This window comes from Cobetia sp. ICG0124, from assembly GCF_004006355.1.
GTDB classification, from domain to species: Bacteria; Pseudomonadota; Gammaproteobacteria; order Pseudomonadales; family Halomonadaceae; genus Cobetia; species Cobetia marina.
In genome coordinates this window covers 664,188-681,316 of sequence record NZ_CP024893.1, presented here as the reverse complement: position 1 = coordinate 681,316, position 17,129 = coordinate 664,188, and the positions used below count along the sequence as shown (strand labels likewise).

The following is a 17,129-nucleotide window of genomic DNA, read 5'->3' as shown; positions in this document are numbered from 1 at the left end:
CGTGCGTTTCACACCGGAAGCGCGGTGGTCGACTTGAGACACTCCATCGCGAAGCGTGCCGAGACATCGGTGAGGTCATCGAGGGTATTGACCAGCTGCTTGTAGACGCGGTCGTAGGCATTCATGTCCGCGACCTGAACCTTGAGCAGGTAGTCATAGTCGCCCGCCATGCGATAGAACTCGGTGACTTCCTCGATCTCCTCGATCACCGCCACGAACCGCTCGAACCAGGCCCGCGAATGATCGCGGGTCTTGAGTTGCACGAAGGCGGTCAGCCCCAGCCCGACCCGCTCGGCATCCAGCAGCGCCACCCGCGCGGTGATCACCCCGCATTCCTCCAGCCGCTTGAGGCGTTTCCAGCAGGGTGAGGTGGTCAGATGCACCGACTCCGCCAGTGCCGCCAATGACAGGCTGGCATCACGCTGCAACAGCCGCAGCAGCGCGCGGTCCGTGGCATCGAGCACAATTTTCTCCATCTGCACAGGGCGCCTCTGGAAGCATGGCGACAGGAGTGCCTGGCACAGCTGGCCGCCTTGAAGGCAGCCACGCCCGTCACTCCGCTCAGGGAGCTTGCGCTTTGCGGGCTTGGCGAGGCGCGCGTGCTGATCAAGGACGAGCGCGCCCACGCCAGTGGTTCACTCAAGCATCGACTGGCCATGGCGTTGTTCGAGCAGGCCTTGAAGCAAGGCTGTCTCAGTCCCGGACGCCCGGTCATCGACGCCTCGTCAGGCTCCACGGCGGTCTCTGAAGCGTGGCTGGCACGCCGCCTGGGACTGGAATTCATCGCCGTGGTACCCAAGGGCACCGCATGTGACAAGCTGAAGGCGATTCGTGACGAGGGCGGGCGTGTCGTGGAGATCGAGAATGCCGTCCACCTCTGCCAGTCCGCCCAGGCGCTGGCCGAGGACAGCGGCGGCCACTTCCTCAACCAGTTCCAGCATGCCGCCACGGCCAGCGACTGGCAGAGCGAGCCACTCGGGGCCTCTACACCACACGGGGCCTTTTCACCACTCGGGGCCTCTACACCACAGGGGCCATGGCGCTCGCGTGATCGGCGTGGACCCCGAACACTCCGTCTATCATGCCTGCTGGCAGCACCATCACACCCATGGCACCCGCATGACCTCACTACCCGCGCCTCAGGCACCCAACCCCATCGAGGGCATTGGCCGCCCCTGTGTACTGGAGGCGTTCGACCCCGTGCACTTCGATGATTATCGACGCATCGCGGATGCCCGCAGCCAGGCGGCGGCACTATGGCTGGCAGAGCATGCCGGGCTTGCCGTCGGGCCCTCCACCGGCACCGCCTTCGCGGGCCTGCTGGAAACCCTCGAGCTCAAGCACGCCCGCGGCGAGGCGCTGACGGGTAGCTGGCTGCTGCTGGCCTGTGATCATGCCAGCCGCTACGCCAGCACCCTGGGCGACCCCGTCTGGCGGGCGGAACACCAGTCACGCCTCGCCCCGCATCGCGCCTGGATCGAGAGACTCACCGCCTGAAACGACGACACCGCCTCATGCCAGCAGGGCATTGAACTGACGAAGCCACTCCGGGTGGGCCGGCCAAGCCGGCGCGGTCACCAGCTTGCCGGAGGTCACGGCATCGGTGACTTCCAGTGACACGAATTCGCCACCTGCCAGCTTGACCTCCGGCGCGCAGGCCGGATAGGCGCTGACGCGATGGCCTTCCAGCGACATGGCAGCCGCCAGCAGCTGCGGGCCATGGCAGACGGCGGCGATGGGCTTGTCGGCCTCGACGAAGTGACGCACCAGGTTCAGCACGCGCTCGTCCAGACGCAGGTACTCGGGGGCGCGGCCACCGGGAATCAGCAGCGCATCGTAGTCTTCCGCCTTGAGGTCGGCGAAGCTCGCGTTGAGCGCGAAGTTGTGACCCGGCTTCTCGGTATAGGTCTGATCGCCTTCGAAGTCGTGGATCGCCGTCTTGACGATATCGCCTTCACGCTTGTCCGGGCATACCACATCGACCCGATGACCCATCGCCTGCAGCGCCTGGAACGGCACCATCAGCTCATAGTCTTCCACAAAATCTCCGGCAATGATGACAATGCTGGCCATGATGATCTCCTGATTGAACCCCGTGCCCTTCACCGCTCAATACATCCTGGTGCTGGACGGCTGGCCGGATGTGCCCATCACGCAGCGCATCAGCCAGAGCGGGGAGCTTTACATCGCCAGCATGGAGGCCTCCATCAAGGTGGCCAGCGGCTACGAGCAGGGACGCTTCCTCCTCAAGGAGGGCCAGCTGCAGCCGGCCGGGTATCGTTCCGGTTATCGTCTGGCGGGTATCGGCAAGGACTACAGCCGCGAGGCACCCGAGCCTGACGAGACGCTCCTCCCCGACCGCCAGACCCTGCTGGTACTGCTGAGCCAGCAGGCCGATGCCCAGTGGGCCGCGGGAAGTTGCCTGACGGGAGCCCCCTGTGCGCTGGAATATCTGGATCACAAGGGACGCACCCGGACACTGATGTATGAGATCCAGGCCCAGGAATCCCGCGTGGCCGCCGGTCAGACCTTCCGCACCCTGCGGCTGGACACCTGGCGCAAGCATCGTGATCAGAAGCACTACCGCCTGTGGCTGGCCCCCCGCTGGCCGGGCCTGATGGTGGCTCTCGACTACCTCGACTACGAGGACCAATGACAAGGAAGGGTCATGCTCTCGGGTCTCATCTTCATCCTGCTGCCGCTGATTCTCGGCTATCTGGTGCGTATCGAGCAGCCCGCACGTCTGGCGGTCGTCAATCAGCTGGTGAATGCCTCGATCTACGTCATCCTGTTCCTGATGGGCATGGGGCTTGCCGGGCTGGAGCAACTCGGCGCCGGCATGGCCGCCATGAGCGGGCAGGCGGTGATTCTGTTCGCCATCATCACGCCATTGAATCTGCTGGCACTGTGGGCGCTGTCACGCCGCAGTGCACTGCGTGCGGATGCCTCACGCGTGGTGGAGGGAGCGCCGATGACCCGCTGGGAAGCGCTGTCCGGCTCCCTGACACTGGCGGCGGCGGTCGCGCTGGGCGTCGCGGCGGGCGTCGTGCTGGGACTGATGGAGATCTCGCTCGACACCGACACCCTGGCCGAGTGGGCACTCTATGCCCTGCTGGCGCTGATCGGCTGCCAGCTGAGAAGCTCCGGCATGAGCCTGCGCCAGATCCTGCTCAACCGCCATGGCCTGTTCATCGCGCTGACGGTGATGGCGAGCTCGCTGCTGGGCGGACTGCTGGCGGCACCGCTTCTGGCACTCGACTGGAATCAGGGCATGGCGATGTCGGCCGGTTTCGGCTGGTATTCGCTGTCAGGCATCCTGATCGGTGATCAGCTCGGGCCGATTCTGGGTGGCGCAGCCTTCTTCAATGACCTGAGCCGCGAACTGCTCGCCTTCCTGTTGATCCCGCTGACCATCCAACGCTTCACGCCGCTGGCCATCGGCTTCGGCGGCGCGACCTCGATGGACTTCACTTTGCCGGTCATCCAGCAGACCGGCGGCGTTGCCTGCGTGCCCGTGGCCGTCGTATCCGGCTTTCTGCTCTCGCTGGCCTCGCCGCCGATGATCCTGTTCCTGCTCTCGCTCAGCCACGTCTGATCTCTCTTTCCAGCGCCTGACATTGCCATGCCGCCTCTGCATCACACTCCACCGCGCCCCAGACGCGTGACGCTCGCCGACATCGCCGCTCGCCTGGGCGTGACCAAGGTCACGGTCTCGCGCGCGCTCAACCAGCCCGAAAAGGTCTCCGCCGCCATGCGCGAGCGGGTACGGGAGTGCGCCCGCGAACTGGGTTACATGCCCAACCGCCAGGCCGGCAGCCTCGCCAGTGGTCGCTCCCGGCTGATCGCGCTGCTGATCCCGTCACTGTCCAATGCCGTGTTCTCGGAACTGCATCGAGGGCTTGAGGCACCGCTGGCCGCCGCCGGCTATCAGCTGCTGATCGGCCATACCGGCTATTCGATGGAAGAAGAGGAGCGCCTGATCGAGACCTGGCTCTCGTTCGGCGTGGACGGTCTGGTGCTGTGCGGCAGCCGCCACAGCGAACGCGTCACCGAGATGATCGCGCGCTCCGGCTGTGCCGTGGTGGAGTGCATGGAAAAGCGTGAGGCGCCACTGGACATGGCGGTGGGGCTGGATCAGCACGCCGCCGGCCGCGCCATGGCGGAGGCGATGATCGAGAGCGGCCGCCGGCACATCGGCTTTCTGGCCGCGCGCATGGACCGCCGCGTCGAGCAGCGTCTGGCGGGCTGGCGCGCCGCCGTCGAGGCCGCCGGCCTGTCACAGGAGTACCTGATGACCACTCCGGCACCCTCAAGCGTCAAGCTGGGCGGCGAATTGCTGGACGAGATGCTGACTCGGTGGCCGAATCTCGACGCCGTCTTCTGCTGCAACGACGACCTGGCCGCCGGTGCACTGTTCGAGTGTCAGCGTCGCGGCCTGGAAGTGCCGGCACGGCTGGCGCTGGCCGGCTTCAATGGTCTGGAGATGACCCGTGGCACCTGGCCTGCGCTTGCCAGCGTGGTCACGCCGCGCCGAAAGATCGGCGAACGCGCCGCCGCCCTGCTGCTGGCGCGCTTGAGCGGCGATCTCGACGCCACGCCCCACGGCCTGTGGGAAGACCTGGGCTTCAGCCTGCAGACTGGCGGTAGCCTGTCCTCGTGAATACGTGGTGGCAGCCTCTAGTTGTGATACGCGGCAGTAACCTGTCGCCGTGAGACGTCTGGCGGCTGACTAGCGCTCCGGCGCGTCGAGGATCTGCTGACAGACACTCTCGACCAGCGCCTGAGGCGTGGCGCTGATGTCGAGGGTGTGGATGCGCCCTTCATCGTCGCCGGGCACCTCGAGCGTCGCCAGCTGGTTGTCGAGCATGTCAGCGCCCTTGAAGAAATGATCGGTCCGCGCCTCAAGGCGTTCCAGCAGCAGCTCGCGCGAGCCTTCGAGGAACACGAAGCCCAGCGCGGGGTCCCCGCCACGCAGTTGATCCCGATAACGTCGCTTCAAGGACGAGCAGGCCAGTACCAGACTGCGCCCGTCGCGACGCGCATCCTCGATCAGCTCGGCCAGACGGGCCAGCCAGCCGTGGCGATCATCGTCATCCAGCGGGATGCCGCGCGCCATCTTGGCCACGTTGGCCTCACCGTGATAATCGTCACCATCGATGAACTGCGCGCCCAGGCACGCCGCCAGCTGCTGCCCGACGTGTGACTTGCCACAGCCCGACACCCCCATGACCACCAGACGCACGCCACCCTGAGCGGCCAGAGCCTCTGACCTGGTCGGCATCGACGCGACCGCTGATGCTCCTTCTGCCTGCTGCTGCATGAAAACCCTCTCCCCCTGAATGAAAACGATGGCCCACCAGCGTACCCGATGTTGCCGATCAATCCCTTCTCCGGCGCCTCGGGACGGCTGTCGCGCACTGAGCGACTGCCCGTTGGCGGACAGTCAGCTGCCAGACGCGACAGACTTTTGTCCCTCATGCACCTTTCGGATCATTGCGTAAGCGTTAATGTTACCGGTAACTTTCATCCTGCACGACCCACGACGCCTCACACAATACGCCTTTGGGCAATGGCCGATGATCACGCCGTTGCCAGCCGCAAGAGTTCGCCATCATGTCCCCAGATAGCACCCTCGTCCTTGCCGCCCTCGGCGGCATTCTGCTGCTGCTTTACCTCGTCATGCGCCTGCGCCTGCATGCCTTCGTTGCCCTGCTGGTGGTGAGTCTGGGGGTCGGACTGGCCACCGGCATGCAGCCCGATGCCATCATCGATTCCGTCACCAACGGCATGGGCAACACCCTGGGCTTCGTGGCCACCGTGGTCGGGCTCGGCGCGATGTTCGGCAAGATGCTGGAAGTGTCCGGCGGCGTCGACCGCATGGCCAATACCCTGCTGGGGCGCTTCGGGACCTCACGTTCCCAGTGGGCGCTGGCGCTGACCGGCTTCCTGGTCGCGATTCCGGTATTCCTGGATGTGGCCTTCATCATCCTGGTGCCGCTGGTCTATGCACTGGCGCGTCGCAGCGGCCGCTCGCTGCTCTATTACGGCATTCCGCTGCTGGCCGGTCTGGCCGTCACCCACTCCTTCATTCCGCCGACCCCGGGGCCGATCGCGGTCGCCAAGCTGATCGGCGCCGACCTCGGCTACGTGATCCTGTTCGGGGCGCTGTGCGGTCTGCCGGCGATGATTGTCGCGGGCCCGATCTTCGGTCGCTTCATCGCCAAGCGTATCGATGCCAAGATCCCGGAGTACATGGAAAATGCCGGCAGCGTGATGAGCGATGAAGAGGTCAATCAGCGCGCCCCGGGCTTCGGGTTGATCCTGTCCATCGTGCTGCTGCCGCTGGCGCTGATCGTGCTCAACACCGTCTCCGGCTTCCTGTTCGGTGACGACAGTCCGCTGGTCGGCTGGCTGGGCTTTCTCGGCCATCCCTTCGTGGCGCTGAGTCTGGCCACGCTGATGGCCTTCACCTTGCTGGGCACGCGTCGCGGCATGACGCGTGAACAGGTGATGGAAGTCGCCACCAAGGCACTCGAGCCGGCCGGCATCATCATTCTGGTCACCGGGGCTGGCGGTGTCTTCAAGCAGATGCTGATCGACTCAGGCGTCGGTGACGTGCTCGGCACCCTGATGGCCGACAGCAATCTGCCACCGATCCTGCTCGCCTTCCTGATCGCCACCGCGGTGCGTGTCATCCAGGGCTCGGCTACCGTGGCGATGATCACCGCCGCCGGCCTGATGGCGCCGGTCATCGATACGCTGGCGCTGTCCGGTCCGGTGCTGGGACTGGTGGTGATCGCCATCGCCAGTGGCGCCACCGTGCTCAGTCACGTCAATGACTCCGGCTTCTGGCTGGTCAGCCGCTACTTCGGCCTGACCGAGAAGGACACCCTGAAAAGCTGGACGGTGATGGAGACGTTGATCGGCGTGATCGGCGTCAGCATGGCGCTGCTGATCGGGCTGTTCCTCTAGACACCCGCGACCCGGAGCGCTGACGAAAAGCTGCCACGGCGTGTGGCAGCTTTTTTTGTGCCTGGCAAATGCCAGAATTCCCTATCGCGCGTCTTGCACGCTATTTCCCACTTTTGCATTGCGCCTGCATGACATCATGCGATCATCCACCCTTTCGTCCGCCATTCTGGCCCATGATCCTACGTCTCCTCCCGCCGCTCTGATCTGGATGCGCCTGCTGGCGCTGATCATTCTCGCGCTGGCGATAGCGCTGGCGGCCTGGTGGATGACCCACCGCCCCGGCGCCCCCAAGCGTGCGCCCAGTGACGCCCCGGTTCCCAGCGTGGAAGTGGTGACGGTCAGCCATACGGCCAGTGCACCGACACTGGAAGGCTACGGCCGCGTGATCGCCGATCGTCAGACGACCGTATCCACCCGGGTCAGCGGTCAGCTGGCCCCCTTCCCCGAGGGCATCGAGGCGGGCCGTGAAGTCCGCGCGAACCAGCTGCTGGCGAGCCTCGACCAGCTGGATTACCAGCTGGCACTGCGTCAGGCCGAGGCGGATCTCGCCGCGGCAGAAGCCAGCCTCGCCTCGGAAAAGGGCGAGCAGATCCGCGCGGCCTCGGAATACAAGACCTTCGGTCGCAACCTGCCGGCGGCGCAGAAAGCGCTGGTGCTGCGCGAGCCTCAGCTCAAGTCGGCTCAGGCCGCGGTGGACAGTGCCCGCGCCAGCCGCGACCAGGCCAGACTCAATCTGGAACGTACCGAAATCCGCGCGCCCTATGACGGCCTGATCAGCGAGCGTCTGGTCGGCGAAGGCAGTGACCTCAACGCCTTCACCGACCTGCTGACGCTGGTGGCCACCGACCGCTTCTGGGTGCGTCTCAATCTCCCGCAGGCCGACATGGAATGGCTCTCGACCCATGCCCGTGACGGTCAGGGCACGCCGGTCCTGCTGTCCAGCAAGGCATGGCCGGAGGGCCAGCATCGGCGCGGCGAAGTGTGGAGCGTCCTGCCGTCCCTGGAGGACAACGGCCTGCTGACCCAGGTGATGGTGGCAGTGGAAGACCCATTGGCGCTCGACGTCTCCGAGGAGGCGCGCGCCAGCACGCCGGCCCTGCGCCTGGGCGATGTGGTGGAAGCGACTCTGACACCTCAGCGCACCGCATCGCTGATCGAGCTGCCGGTCAGCGCCCTGCGCAGCGGCCAGCAGGTCTGGGTGCTGACGGAGGATGGCTATCTGGAGAAACGTGCGGTGGGCGTGCGCCATCTGGGCAACGACACCCTGCTGATCGCCGGAGGCTTGAGCGATGGCGAGCGGGTCATCGTGAGTGCCTTGAGCAATGTCGAGGCCGGCATGGCGCTGCGTGCCCGCGGTGATGCGCCGACGCCGACCACCAGGACCCCTGATAACAAGGCGGCTGACGACAAGACGACGGCGGACAAACCGCGGAAGCACCGCGACAGTTGAGCAGGACACCGCGACTGGTGACAAGAACGCCCCGGTTGCCGACAAGCGCGCCACGACCACCGGAAGTGACTCATGACGGCACCGTCGCGCCTCAAGGGCCCCATCCGCTGGATGCATGATCATGGTGTCGCCGCCAACCTGCTGATGTTGTGTCTGATTCTCGGCGGTCTGCTGATGTCCAGCCAGATCAAGAAGGAGGTCTTCCCCTCCTTCGAGCTCGAGATCATCAACGTCAGCGTCAGCTATTCCGGCGCGACCCCCGATGAAGTGTCCGAGAGTCTGTTGCAGGCCATGGAATCCGCGGTGCAGGACGTGGAGGGGATCGAGGAGATCACCGCCACGGCCGAGGAAGGCCTCGGCTCACTGTCCATCGAGCTTCAGGATGGCGTCGAGACCATGCGCGCCTACCAGGACATCCAGCAGGCCATCGACAGCATCACTACCCTGCCCGATGAGTCCGACCCGCCCGTCTACTCGCTGGCAGGTCGCTCGCGCAGCGTGATGGAACTCAAGCTGCACGGCCAGACGGATGACCAGACCCTGCGCAACGTCGCCGAGCGTCTGCGCCTGAGCCTGCTGGACAGCAACGACATCACCAAGGTGGAGCTGACCGGCATCCGTGACCGGGAAGTGCACGTGTCACTGGAGGAAGGAGCGCTGCGCCGTTACGGCCTCTCGCATCAGGATGTGGCCAGCCTGATCGGCAATCAGGCGCTCAACCTGGCCGGCGGCAGCCTGGACACCCAGCAGGGCGAGTACCTGGTGCGCTACGAGGCGCGGCGCGACGGTGCCGCCGAGTTCGCGCAGCTGCCGGTGATCTCCAGTCAGGAAGGCAATGTCATCCGCCTGGGCGATATCGCCACCGTCACCGACGGTTTCGCCGACAGTGACAAGGAAGTGCTCTATGACGGTGAGCCGGCGATCGGCCTGGACATCTATCAGGTCGGCTCCCAGACACCCAACGAGCTGTCCGCCGCGACCATGGCGATGCTGCCGGAGCTGTCCGCCAGCCTGCCGCGCGGCCTGACGCTGAGTGTCGAGGACGATGATTCGCTGGTCTATCAGGACCGTCTGGAACTGTTGCTCAAGAACGCCTGGATGGGGCTGGTGCTGGTACTGGTGCTGCTGGGCCTGTTCCTGGAGGCGCGCCTCGCCTTCTGGGTCACCCTGGGCATCCCCACGGCCTTCCTGGGCGCGATGCTGTTCCTGCCGCTGGTCGGCGTGTCCATCAACATGATCTCGATGTTCGCCTTCATCATCGCGCTGGGCATCGTGGTGGATGACGCCATCATCGTCGGCGAGAACATCCACTCGCATCGCGAGCGCGGCGCCAGCATGCGCGAAGCCGCCATCCTCGGCGCACGCGAGATCGCGGTGCCACTGGCGTTCTCGATCCTGTCCAACATCGTGGCCTTCATTCCGCTGCTGTTCCTGCCCGGCTTCCTCGGGCTGGTATTCGGCATCATCCCGCTGGTGGTGATCAGCATCTTCGCGCTGAGCTGGATCGAGGCGATCTTCATCCTGCCCGCGCACCTGGGACACACCAGCGAAAAGCCGATTCGCTGGCTGGCACCGCTGGACCGCGTGCGTCACGGCGTCCAGCACGGACTTGAGCGCTTCACGCGTCAGCGCTTCCAGCCCTTCCTCGAGGGATGTCTGAACTACCGTGGCCTGACCGCCATCTGTGGCCTGGCGCTGCTGGTGCTGGCGATGGCCTGGATGGCCAGTGGCCGTCTCGGCTTCTCGCTGATGCCACGCGTGGAATCCAACCGTGCCGGCGTCACCGCCAATCTGCCGGTGGGCAGCCCGATCAGCCAGGACCGCGAAGTGCGCACCCTGCTGCTGGCGGCGCTGGACCGCGTGCGCGAGCGCGAAGCCGACCTGGCGGTCTTTTCCACCAGCGCCGAGATAGAAGGCAACTCGCTGAGCATCATCGCCAATCTGGACACCACGGTGGAGAACAACTGGTCGCCCTCGCAGCTGATCAAGGCCTGGCGCGAGGAAGCAGGCACCATCGCCAATACCGAATCGCTGCTGTTCGAGTCCGATATCGGCGGGCCGGGACGCGGCGCGGGCCTCACCATTCGACTGTCATCCTCCGACAGTGCCGCGCTGATGGCGGCCGCCGCGACCCTGGCGACCTCGCTTGAGGATTACAGCTCGCTGTCGGATATCGACAGCGGCCTGGATGACGGCAAGCGCGAGCTCTATCTGCAGCTCAATGCCTATGGACGCTCGCTGGGACTGGACGGCGCGACGCTGGCCAACCAGCTGCGCGGACCGCTGTCCGGCGCCACGGCACTCAAGCAGCAGCAGGGTCGCAATGAGGTCGAGGTCAAGGTGCTGTTGCCCGAAGCCCAGCGCGCGAGTCTGGCCCAGCTGGAGAATTTCGGCGTGCAGACGGCCGACGGCGTCAGCGTGCCGCTGGGACTGGTAGCCGACATCCAACAGGGGCGCGCTGCCTCCAGCATCCTGCGCATCGATGGTCGCCGCGTGATCGAGGTCACCGCCAACGTCACGCCGTCCGATGCGGTCAGTCAGGTGATCACCAGTCTGGAAAGCGATGTCTATCCCGAGCTGAAGAGTCAGTATCCAACTCTGAGCATCGGCTATGGCGGGCGTCAGGAGGAGACCGCCGACAATCTGGGGTCCCTGCAGGTCTCATTGCTGCTGACCCTGGCGGCGCTCTATCTGCTGCTGGCCCTGCCCTTCAGAAGCTATCTGCAGCCGCTGCTGGTGATGACGGCGATCCCCTTCGGCCTGATCGGCGCGGTGATCGGCCATCAACTGATGGGCTACGGGCTATCGGTGATCAGCCTGATGGGCATGCTGGCGCTGTCGGGCATCGTCATCAACGATGCGCTGGTCCTCATCGACTATGCCAACCGCCAGCGGCTGGCCGGAGCCAGTGCGCGTGAGGCGATCATCATGGCCGCCACGCGACGTCTGCGCCCGATCCTGTTGACCACGCTGACCACCTTCTTCGGTCTCGCGCCGATGATCTTCGAGACCTCGCGCCAGGCTCGCTTCATGATCCCGATGGCCGTTTCCATCGGCTTCGGCATCCTGTTCGCGACGGTCATCCTGCTGATCCTGGTGCCGTCGCTCTATCTGCTGCTGGAAGACCTGCAGCACAGCCTGCGTCGCCTGCTGGGACTGCCGCCCCGCACCCCGTCTCAGGAGGAACGTGCGTCATGATCCAACCCGTGACCGCCCTGCGCTCGAGACTTTCGGTCCGCCTGTTCGTGATCCTGCTGCTGACCAATGTCGTGATCGGCGGCAGCATCTACCTGTTCATTTCCAAGAGCATGGACAAGGGCTTCGCCGAGTACCTGCAGCAGACCCAGCAGGAGCGCGTCGAGATGATCTCGACGGACCTGATCAGCGCCTATGCCGCCGAGGGCAGTTGGCAATGGCTCAAGAGTCGGCGCAACTGGGGGCGTATCGTGCACTCCCGCCCGCCGATGCTGCTGGGGCCCAACATGACGCGCCCACAGGATTACATGCTGCGTGATGCCGATGGCCAGCGTCTCAATGGGGCACCGCGCCCCATTCCCGGCATGCAGTTCAAGGACCTGATGCTTGATGGCAGCAAGATCGGAGAACTCGGCTATCTGCCGGTAAGCGAGATGCTGAAGCGCGGCAAGGACCAGTATCTGGAACGTCAGTCGCGCGATCTGGCCATCATCATGCTCTCATCCGCCTTCGCCTCGCTGCTGGCGGCCGCCGGGATCGCCTGGTGGCTGGGGCACCGCGTCCGTGACCTGGCCTCTGGTGCCAATCGCCTGTCGAGTGGCGACTATGCCACCCGTCTGCCGGTCCGCGGGCAGGATGAGCTGTCGCGGCTGGCCGAGGACTTCAATGCCCTGGCGGCGACACTGGAGAGCAATCGCGATTCCCGCCAGCGCTGGGTCAGCGACATCTCCCACGAGTTGCGGACTCCCCTGGCGGTGCTCAAGGGCGAGATTGAAGCCATGCAGGATGGCTTCCGCCCGATGAGCCATTCAAGCCTCGGCTCGCTGGCCCAGGAGGTGGACGCCCTCAATCGCCTGGTGGCGGACCTGCGCCTGCTGGCACAGAGCGATGCCGGTACGCTGGAAGCCTGGCGCGAGCGCCTATACCGATGCACCGGGCAGGCTCAAGGTCAGTCTGCTGCACGAAGCCGCCAGCCCCGCCCAGGGAGCCGGCCACCCCGGCTGGGCGATCGTGCGCTGGGAGGATTCCAGCCCCGGCGTGCCGGACGCCGAGCTTGCCCACCTCACAGAGCGACTGTATCGCGTCGAGAACTCGCGCAATCGCTCAAGCGGTGGCAGCGGGCTGGGGCTGGCCATCGCCAGCGCGCTAGTGAGTGCCCATGAAGGCGAGCTGGTGCCGGGGCACTCCACACTGGGCGGGCTGCGATGGGACATTCGCCTGCCGCTGTTGTCTACTTGAGACTGACTCTTTTTCATCCGCAAGGACTCTTGACCATGAGCGACATTCACGCCGACCACTCCGATGACCAGGCACAATCTCGCAAGCCACTGATTCTGGTGGTCGAGGATGAGCCCAAGATCGCCAGCCTGCTGTGCGATTATCTGAATGGCAGCGGTTATCGCACCCGCCACGTGGATGATGGCAATGCCGTCATCGCCGCGGTCAATGACGAGAGACCGGCACTGGTCCTGCTCGACCTGATGCTGCCGGGCACCGATGGCCTCACCCTGTGCCGTCAGCTGCGCGCTGAAGACGCCCTGCTGCCCATCGTGATGCTGACCGCCCGCGTCGAGGAAGTGGATCGCCTGCTGGGGCTGGAGCTGGGCGCCGATGACTACATCTGCAAACCCTTCAGCCCGCGCGAGGTGGTCGCCCGCATCAAGGCCGTGCTGCGTCGCAGCCAGGCACTCGACCAGACGCTCTCGCAAAGCTCCGCCAAGGGCCAGCTGACGCTCAACGAAGAAGGCTGGCAGGCCCTGGCGGATGGCCATGACCTGGGGCTGACCGCCGTCGAGTTCCAGCTGCTCAAGGTGATGATGCAATCACCGGGGCGCATCTTCTCCCGTGATCAGCTGATGGACCACATGTACCGGGATCACCGCATCGTCTCGGAGCGCACCGTGGATTCCCACGTCAAGAAGCTGCGCCGCAAGATCGCCAGTGCCTGGCCGGAGCGCGACGTGATCCGCTCCATCTATGGCGTCGGCTACAAGTTCGAGCCTGACGTGCTGGACTGACTCCCCGCCTCTCCCCAGGCCCGCGAACCTTTCAGCAACATGACAGCCGCCGTCTGTGACCACAGACGGCGGTTGCGTTTTTGTTGCACCCGCGGTGCTAACTTGCTGTCCAACTGCGACGGATACTGTCATCACTGCCTGAGTACGCGACATCGACTGCCGCATAGGCTCGGGCTCACGCCACAAGTGAGGTATTCGCCATGTCCCACCGTCCTGCCAAGCGTGCGCGTCCTCGCACTCGTCTGATCAGTGCCGGCATGCTGAGCGTCATGCTGATGGTGTCACCGCTGACCGTGAGCAGTGCCAGCGCCGCCGATGTCTCCCTGAGCGTATTGCTGGATGGCATCAGCCTGAACGTCAGTCAGCGCGACACCCTCGACACGCAATATCGTCACTACCGCCAACAGCGTCAGGCGGCCGAGAGCCACCACGATGCAAAGGCGCTGGCCAAGGCCCGTCAGGACTATCTGGCCAAGGTCGACAGAATCCTGAACGCCGAGCAGACAAGCCGTTTTCATCAGCACTTCGATCGCCACTACCCCGACAAGGCCCGTTGCAGATCCTGACATGACACATTGCACACTTACCCGCGAGTACTTGCACAATCCCGGCACATTCGCCGCCGATACTCGCTATATCGCATGAACGCAGTTCTTTATCTCGACATACGGAGTACGCCATGAACCGCATTTCTCGCAAGCTCATCGTTTCCGGTCTGCTGACCGCCCTGGCACTGCCGATGACCGCCATGGCCGCCAGCGGCGTCAAGCAACAGGAACAGCACGACGGTGCCGCCGGCCGCCAGGCAGGCCTGGACAAGATTCTCGCCAGCTGGCACCTCAGCGATGCCCAGAAACAGAAGCTCGAAACGCTGAAGCAGCAGCAGATGGAAAGCCGCAAGCAGCTCAAGGAACAGACCTTCGACTCTCGCGAAGCACGTCGTGATGCCATCAAGGCCCAGCGTGACCAGCACAAGGCGGCCCTCGCCGAGATTCTCGACGACAACCAGGTCAAGGTGCTTGAAGCCTACTGGGCCGCAGGCAAGCCGATGCACGGCAAGCATGATGCCAAGCGGCGGCAAGCACATGGGACGCGATGGCGATCAGCGCATGGCATTGATGGGCGCCCTGTTCGACAGCTGGAACCTGGATGAGGACCAGCGTGCGTCCCTCAAGGATTCCTTCGACGCCATGCGCGACGACATGAAGTCGCTCAAGGAGACCGACTTCGACTCGCGTGAAGCGCGCAAGGCCGCCTTCAAGGAACTGCGCGAGACGCAGCACGAGCGCCTCGCCAAGGTGCTCAACGATGACCAGATCAAGGTGCTGGACATGATGCACCAGCGCGACAAGCGCGGCCCGAAGATGGCGGAGCGTCAGCAGCGCGAAGGCATGAAGGCCCTGCTGGCAAGCTGGAATCTGAGCGATGATCAGATGCAGGCGCTCAAGGAAGTCCGCAAGGAAATGCGTGACGAGATGCATGACAGCATGAAAGAGATGCACGACGACATGCAGGATGCCATGAAGGACGCCGACACCAGACAGGAGCGTGTCGCGGCCCGTCAGGAAATGCGCAAGGAGATGAAGGAGCAGCGCCTGGAACTGCGTCAGGAAGGCCGCGAGAAACTGGCTGATGTCCTGTCCGCCGAACAGCTGGACGCGCTGGAGGCCTTCATGGCCAATGGCATGCGTCATGGCGAATGGGGGTTATATTTTTATTGAACAATCAATTAAAATAATTTTGCGAGGCCTTGAGCATTACATGGCGTGATGATGAGAGTCGTGCTTTCCTGACTGGCCGCAGGCTGTCAGCAAAGCACTACGCACGAGTGAAACTTCCCCATGACAGGAGTTCCTCATGCAGAAACCCGCTTCCTCCGAGAGCGCTGCGCCGACCTCGAGTCGCATCAATCCGACGGTCTTCTACGGATCGATCATCGGTATCGTGGCGTTCCTCGCCTTCGCGATGCTGTTCACCGAACTGGCTGACCAGTGGATCGGCAATGCCCTGAGCTGGACCATCGATACCTTCGGCTGGTTCTACATGCTGGCCATCGTGGCCTATCTGGTCTTCGGTGTGCTGATCGCCTGCTCACGCTTCGGGCGCATCCGCCTGGGACCGGACGACTCGCGTCCTGAATTCTCGCTGATGTCCTGGGCCGCGATGCTGTTCGCCGCCGGTATCGGCATCGACATCCTGTTCTACTGCATCGCCGAGCCGCTGTCCCACTATGTGGCACCGGTCACGGGGGACCCCGAGACCCAGGCGGCGATCCGCAACGCCATGGTGGAAACCTTCTTCCACTGGGGGCTCTCCGGCTGGGGCATCTATGTGCTCGCCGGCATGTCGCTTGCGTACTTCAGCTATCGCCACCGCCTGCCGCTGGCCATCCGCTCGGCCTTCTATCCGCTGCTGGGCAACCGCATCAATGGCCCGATCGGCAACGCCGTGGATATCTTCGCCATCATCTCCACCGTGTTCGGGATCGCCACCTCACTGGGCATCGGCGTCATCCAGCTGAACTACGGTCTCAAGTTCATGCTGGGCGTGCCCGAGAACCTCGCCGTGCAAGCGGCACTGATCATCGGCGTGATGATTCTGGCGACGATTTCCGTCATCACCGGTGTCGAGAAGGGCATCCGCCTGCTGTCCGAATTCAACATGCTGCTGGCCACCGCCCTGCTGATCTTCGTGCTGGCCGTCAGCGACACCTCCCAGCTGCTCAACGCGCTGGTGCTCAACATCGGTGACTACCTGACCCAGTTCACCGCCAAGAGCTTCGATACCTATGCCTACACACCGGGTACCGATGAATGGATGAGCGGCTGGACCCTGTTCTTCTGGGGCTGGTGGATCGCCTGGACCCCGTTCGTGGGCCTGTTCCTCGCGCGCATCTCACGTGGCCGCACCATCCGACACCATCTATACCTTCCTGGAGCAGCTGCCGTACTCCACCATCACCACCGCCGTGGTGGCGATTCTGGGGATCGTGTTCTTCGTGACCTCCGCCGACTCCGGCGCGCTGGTACTGGCCAACTTCACGTCCATCCTCAAGGACGTCAACCACGATGCACCAATCTGGCTGCGCATCTTCTGGTCCGCCATCATCGGCCTGCTGACGCTGGCTCTGCTGATGGTCGGGGGGCTGAGCGCGCTGCAGAGCGCCGTGGTGATCACCGCCGTGCCCTTCTCCATCGTGCTGATCTTCATGATGATCGGCATGTACAAGGCGCTGATGATCGAGGACCGCAAGGAGAACGTGCGTCAGGACAACAGCTGCGTCTATGAAGGGGTCGACTGGCACGAGCGTCTGGATCACGTGCTCGACTTCGCCAAGAGCGGCAGTGCCGAGGCAACGCTGAAGCGCTCCATTCGTCCGGCACTCAATCAGCTGGCCGAAGAGCTCAACCGTCGCGGCCAGGTCTCCTCCGTCAGTGAAGAGACGGCAGAGGGCGAGCCGCTGCCGCGCGTGACACTGGAAGTCGAGTTCGAGG

15 protein-coding genes and 3 pseudogenes are annotated in these 17,129 nt (G+C 64.4%); 15 read left to right on the top strand and 3 right to left on the bottom strand.

Annotated features, from left to right (window positions below):
• Positions 1–8: 8 nt before the first annotated feature.
• Positions 9–476: an Lrp/AsnC family transcriptional regulator gene (locus CU110_RS03105; RefSeq protein WP_077378421.1), complete on the bottom strand. Its 468-nt coding sequence runs from the start codon at positions 474–476 to the stop codon at positions 9–11.
• A 57-nt stretch (positions 477–533) separates the two neighbouring features.
• Between CU110_RS03105 and CU110_RS17490 the strand changes: the two are divergent.
• A pseudogene (locus tag CU110_RS17490) lies at positions 534–935 on the top strand (pyridoxal-phosphate dependent enzyme); the annotation flags it as partial.
• Positions 865–1,497: a pyridoxal-phosphate dependent enzyme gene (locus tag CU110_RS17485; protein ID WP_127734522.1), complete on the top strand. Its 633-nt coding sequence runs from the start codon at positions 865–867 to the stop codon at positions 1,495–1,497. The pseudogene CU110_RS17490 and the gene CU110_RS17485, both read left to right, overlap by 71 nt.
• Before the next feature lie 15 nt (positions 1,498–1,512).
• On the opposite strand, the gene CU110_RS03090 is transcribed toward CU110_RS17485, so the two are convergent.
• A complete protein-coding gene (locus tag CU110_RS03090) occupies positions 1,513–2,073 on the bottom strand; it encodes a DJ-1/PfpI family protein (protein ID WP_077378415.1) in 561 nt (186 codons plus the stop codon).
• Between the two features lie 22 nt (positions 2,074–2,095).
• On the opposite strand from CU110_RS03090, the gene CU110_RS03085 reads away from it, so the two are divergent.
• From CU110_RS03085 to CU110_RS03075, 3 genes are read left to right on the top strand one after another with little or no spacing between them, the layout of a single operon-like run.
• Positions 2,096–2,656, top strand: a complete 561-nt coding sequence (locus tag CU110_RS03085) for a hypothetical protein (protein ID WP_127734520.1) — start codon at positions 2,096–2,098, stop codon at positions 2,654–2,656.
• A 12-nt stretch (positions 2,657–2,668) separates the two neighbouring features.
• Positions 2,669–3,595 carry a lysine exporter LysO family protein gene (locus CU110_RS03080; protein WP_077378410.1) on the top strand — a complete coding sequence of 309 codons (927 nt, stop codon included), beginning with the start codon at positions 2,669–2,671 and terminating at the stop codon, positions 3,593–3,595.
• A 27-nt stretch (positions 3,596–3,622) separates the two neighbouring features.
• Positions 3,623–4,660 carry a LacI family DNA-binding transcriptional regulator gene (locus CU110_RS03075; RefSeq protein WP_084207935.1) on the top strand — a complete coding sequence of 346 codons (1,038 nt, stop codon included), beginning with the start codon at positions 3,623–3,625 and terminating at the stop codon, positions 4,658–4,660.
• Between the two features lie 69 nt (positions 4,661–4,729).
• Here the strand turns inward: CU110_RS03075 and CU110_RS03070 are convergent, their stop codons facing one another.
• Entirely contained in the window at positions 4,730–5,281 is a 552-nt protein-coding gene (locus CU110_RS03070) for a gluconokinase (protein WP_084207934.1), read from the bottom strand.
• A gap of 332 nt (positions 5,282–5,613) precedes the next feature.
• Here CU110_RS03070 and CU110_RS03065 point away from each other — a divergent pair, with 332 nt between their 5' ends.
• The 10 genes and pseudogenes from CU110_RS03065 to CU110_RS03025 form a co-directional block, all read left to right on the top strand.
• Entirely contained in the window at positions 5,614–6,972 is a 1,359-nt protein-coding gene (locus tag CU110_RS03065) for a gluconate:H+ symporter (protein WP_077378405.1), read from the top strand.
• Between the two features lie 136 nt (positions 6,973–7,108).
• A complete protein-coding gene (locus tag CU110_RS03060; protein ID WP_127734518.1) occupies positions 7,109–8,422 on the top strand; it encodes an efflux RND transporter periplasmic adaptor subunit in 1,314 nt (437 codons plus the stop codon).
• 72 nt (positions 8,423–8,494) lie between these two features.
• Positions 8,495–11,620 (top strand): efflux RND transporter permease subunit, encoded by a 3,126-nt coding sequence (locus tag CU110_RS03055; protein ID WP_084207932.1) that lies wholly within the window; start codon positions 8,495–8,497, stop codon positions 11,618–11,620.
• A pseudogene (locus tag CU110_RS03050) lies at positions 11,617–12,453 on the top strand (HAMP domain-containing protein); the annotation flags it as partial. The gene CU110_RS03055 and the pseudogene CU110_RS03050, both read left to right, overlap by 4 nt.
• Positions 12,454–12,505: 52 nt before the next feature.
• Complete coding sequence (locus CU110_RS17835) at positions 12,506–12,856, top strand: ATP-binding protein (protein WP_346427155.1); 351 nt, start codon at positions 12,506–12,508, stop codon at positions 12,854–12,856.
• 35 nt (positions 12,857–12,891) lie between these two features.
• A complete protein-coding gene (locus CU110_RS03045) occupies positions 12,892–13,635 on the top strand; it encodes a response regulator (protein WP_084207931.1) in 744 nt (247 codons plus the stop codon).
• 200 nt (positions 13,636–13,835) lie between these two features.
• Positions 13,836–14,201: a hypothetical protein gene (locus CU110_RS03040; protein WP_127734516.1), complete on the top strand. Its 366-nt coding sequence runs from the start codon at positions 13,836–13,838 to the stop codon at positions 14,199–14,201.
• A 113-nt stretch (positions 14,202–14,314) separates the two neighbouring features.
• Complete coding sequence (locus CU110_RS15680) at positions 14,315–14,788, top strand: hypothetical protein (RefSeq protein ID WP_164850257.1); 474 nt, start codon at positions 14,315–14,317, stop codon at positions 14,786–14,788.
• The gene (locus tag CU110_RS03030; protein WP_164850256.1) at positions 14,721–15,356 is read left to right on the top strand and encodes a Spy/CpxP family protein refolding chaperone; all 636 of its coding nucleotides are present in this window, start codon (positions 14,721–14,723) and stop codon (positions 15,354–15,356) included. Before CU110_RS15680 ends, CU110_RS03030 begins: the two co-directional genes overlap by 68 nt.
• A 136-nt stretch (positions 15,357–15,492) precedes the next feature.
• Positions 15,493–16,813, top strand: a pseudogene (locus CU110_RS03025) (BCCT family transporter); the annotation flags it as partial.
• Between the last annotated feature and the right edge of the window lie 316 nt (positions 16,814–17,129).